This window comes from Streptomyces coryli (assembly GCF_011044975.1).
GTDB classification, from domain to species: Bacteria; Actinomycetota; Actinomycetes; order Streptomycetales; family Streptomycetaceae; genus Streptomyces; species Streptomyces coryli.
In genome coordinates this window covers 1-3,563 of record NZ_JAAKZV010000435.1, presented here as the reverse complement: position 1 = coordinate 3,563, position 3,563 = coordinate 1, and the positions used below count along the sequence as shown (strand labels likewise).

The window sequence follows — 3,563 nt, the reverse complement described above, 5'->3', positions numbered from 1 at the left end:
GGTGGGTGCAGCCCTGCTCGAAGCCAGCCAGTTGCGCCGTGAGTTCGGCGGCCGCCGACATCGCACCACCGCCGTAGCCGACCTCACCCTCACCGTCCACCCCGGCGAAGCCGTCGGCATCGTCGGTGAGTCCGGCAGCGGCAAGACCACCCTCGGGCGCATGCTCGTAGGCCTCCTCGAGCCCACCTCCGGGACCCTCCACTACGACGGGCGCCCGGCCCACGCCATCAGCCGCGACCGCCAGATGGTCTTCCAGGACCCCGTCTCCTCCCTCAACCCCCGCCGCTCCATCGGCGAGTCCATCGCCGACCCACTGCGCGCCGCAGGCGACGGCACCGACGCGCAGATCCGCGCGCGCGTGCGCGAGCTGCTCGGCCGGGTGGGGCTCGAAGCCGGCTCGTACGAGCGCTACCCGCACGAATTCTCCGGCGGCCAGCGCCAGCGCGTCGGCATCGCCCGCGCCCTCGCGCCCGAGCCCCGCGTCCTCGTCTGCGACGAGCCCGTATCGGCCCTGGACGTCACCACCCAGGCGCAGGTGATCGACCTCCTCGCGGACCTCCGCCGGGAACTCGGCCTCGCGCTGCTCTTCATCGCCCACGACCTCGCGGTCGTCCGGCAGGTGAGCGACCGCGTCCTGGTCATGCGCTCCGGCGCGGTCGTGGAGGAGGGCCCGGTAGAGGTGGTGTACGGGAAGCCGCAACACCCCTATACGAAGGCGCTGCTGGCAGCCGTGCCGGTCCTCGATCCCGGCCGCGCGGCCGAGCGGCGCACCGCACGAAGGGAGTTGGCGAGCACCGTGGAACAGCCCGCATTGAGCGTGGCTTAGGGCCCACATAAGCGCAGCTTGAGGCACCCCGCCCGGATACGCGGCCAACGCCACCGGCGCCAGAAGGTTACGCCCTTTCACCCCTTCCGGTGGTGCGACGGACAACCGTCCGCCGCACCACCCCCGCCCCCGCATAGCGTCCTGTCACCAGCCGCCGGAGCGGCAGTTCAGACAGTTCAGACCAAGACCGGGGCCAGCCGAACAGGGGGTGTCAAGTGCGGATCGGACTACTCGCGGAGAGTGGTTACCCGTATGCCGCGGGTGAGGGGCGGGTGTGGTGCGACCGGCTCGTGCGCGGGCTCACGGACCACGAGTTCGAGGCGTACTGCCTGACCCCCGCCCCCGATTTCGAGGCCGGCGGCCTGGCGCCGCTGCCGGAGCACCTCACCGAGGTGTACACGGCCCCGTTATGGGGCCCGGCGGACAGCGGCCGGTTCGGCCGCTCGTACGGACGCCGCGAACGCCAGCGCTTCGCCGAGCACTTCACCTCACTCGCGACGGCGATCACCGCCTCCGACAGTGAGGAGGACCGTTTCGCCGCCTTCACCGACGGGCTGTACGGCCTCGCCCGCCTCGCCCGCGACCACGGTGCGGGCCTGGCGCACGCGCTGCGCTCGGAGGCGGCCCTCCGCATCCTCGAGTCGGCCTGCCGCGCGCCCGGCTCCTCCGCCGCCGCGCAGTCCGCGCTGGTCACCGATCTGCTCGCGGTGACCGACCGGTTGGAGCGCGTGCTGCGCCCGCTGACCGCCGGCTGGTACGGCGACGAGGACGAGCCCGCCGGCGGCCTCGCGGGCGTCGACCTCTGCCACGCGCTGTCGGGCGGCCCCGCGGCCCTCCCCGGCCTCCTCGCCAAGCACTTCTTCGGCACCCCGCTGCTGGTGACCGAGTACGGCGTCCGCCTCCGCCGCCACTACCTCGCGCAGGACCTGACCTCCTCCGCGCCCGTACGCGCCCTGCTGGCCGCCTTCCACCGCCACCTGGCCGCCGAGGTCTACGCCCAGGCCGCGCTGCTCACGCCGGGAAACACCCACGCGAGGCGCTGGCAGCAGCGCCTCGGCGCGGATCCTGCGCGGCAGCGCACGGTGTATCCCGGGATGCGGGCGGGCCGCTTCGCGGCGGCGGGGGAGGGTGAGCTCTGCCCCGACGACAAGACGCTGGTGTGGGTGGGCCGGATCGAGCCGGGCAAGGACCTGGTCGCCCTGCTGCACGCCTTCGCGGAGGTCCGTAAGGCCGAGCCGGAGGCGCAGCTGCGCATCATCGGCACGGTGGGGCGTGCCGCGGACGCCCCTGAATACCTGGCCCACTGCCGCGCCTTCGCGGCCCAGCTCTTCCCCGACGAGGCCGTGCACAAGCACGCGGTCGGGGACAGCCCGGTGTCCTTCGAGGAGATCGGCGGGCCCGAGGTGCCGGACCTGGCGGACGCGTATGCCGCCGGGAGCGTGCTGGTGCTGTCGAGCGTGGTGGAGGGCTTTCCTGCCGGGCTGGCCGAGGGCATGTTCTCCGGCCGGGCGACGGTCTCGACCGACGTCGGCGCGGTGCGCGAAATCATCGGCGGTACGGGCCTGGTGGTGCCGCCGCGCAACCCACGCGCGCTCGCCGAGGCCTGCCTCGCGATGCTGCGCGACCCGGCGCGGCGCGCGCGCCTGGGTGCGGCGGCGCGGGCCCGCGCCCTCGAACTCTTCACGGTGGAACAGAACATCGACGCCTTCCGCGGCATCTACCTCGAGCTGATGTCGCACTGCCCGGTCCGCACCCCCGCGGCCTTCGGCGGCGTCGGCGGCGTACAGCCCTTCGCGCACCCGGCGGAGGCCCACGTGCCCGGCCGCTGGGCCGGTGGCCGCACGCCGGAATCCCGCCGCAATGGCCGCTTCGCGGCCTGGCTTCCGGGCCGCTCGGCCGCCCGCGGCCCGCGCCGCCCGAGCTGGTCCCGCGCGGACCGCGGCGCGGTCGCCACGGAGCGGACCCGCATACCCGAACCGGTGGGCGCAGGGGCGCGGACGAGCGCCGGGGGCGCCGGCGAGAACGAGGAGTTGTGAACGCAGTGAGCGGGAGCGGGAGCCCGACGGACAGCGCCGCGTCGCCTTCGGACGGCGTGACGGCGGCGGAGTCCGAGGGCCGGGAAGCAGCGCGAGCCGCCCAGCCGCCGGTGCCGCCGTCGCTGGCGGAGGCGTTCCTGGAGGCGTTCGGGGACGCGGGCGACCGCCGCGATCGGCACTCCGGGCCGGAGGAGCCGGCGGCGGGGGAAGGCTGGTCGGCGGGCGATGACGGAAGTGGCCAGGAGGACGACGGACTTGGCGATGAGGCCGGGTCCGAGAGTGAAGACGGGGTCGAGCGGGAGGCTGGGGCCGATCGCGAGGTCGGGGCCGAGCGCGGAGACGACTCCGAGCGTGACGGCGGAGCCGAGCGTGAAGTTGGGACCGAGCGGAAGGCTGGGGCCGACCGCGGGGTCGGGGCCGAGCGCCGGGACAGGTCGGAGCGTGACGGCGGAGCCGACCGTGAGGTCGAGGCCGAGCATGAGGATGGTGCCGACCGTCAGGTCGGGGCCGAGCGTGAGGCCGGAGCTGGTAGCGACTCCGATGACGGGCCTGCGGACGTTTCCTTGATGGACAGCCTGGCGGCTGCCTTTGGTGGCGTGGACGCTGCTGGTCGCAACGTGGAGGGGGCGCCGTCGGCCGAGGCTCCTGGTGCGCCGGCCGTAGACGATCAAGCAGACGCGTCCCGCCACGACCCCCACACC

2 protein-coding genes and 1 pseudogene are annotated in these 3,563 nt (G+C 74.4%); all 3 read left to right on the top strand.

Translation table 11 applies throughout. The features are described 5' to 3' along the window. Positions 1-826: ATP-binding cassette domain-containing protein (locus G5C51_RS40760; RefSeq protein WP_165245803.1), on the top strand; the 826-nt coding region annotated here is incomplete at its 5' end. A gap of 215 nt (positions 827-1,041) precedes the next feature. Next, positions 1,042-2,862 (top strand): DUF3492 domain-containing protein, encoded by a 1,821-nt coding sequence (locus G5C51_RS40755; protein WP_165245802.1) that lies wholly within the window; start codon positions 1,042-1,044, stop codon positions 2,860-2,862. A 5-nt stretch (positions 2,863-2,867) separates the two neighbouring features. Continuing rightward, positions 2,868-3,563, top strand: a pseudogene (locus G5C51_RS42660) (hypothetical protein); the annotation flags it as partial.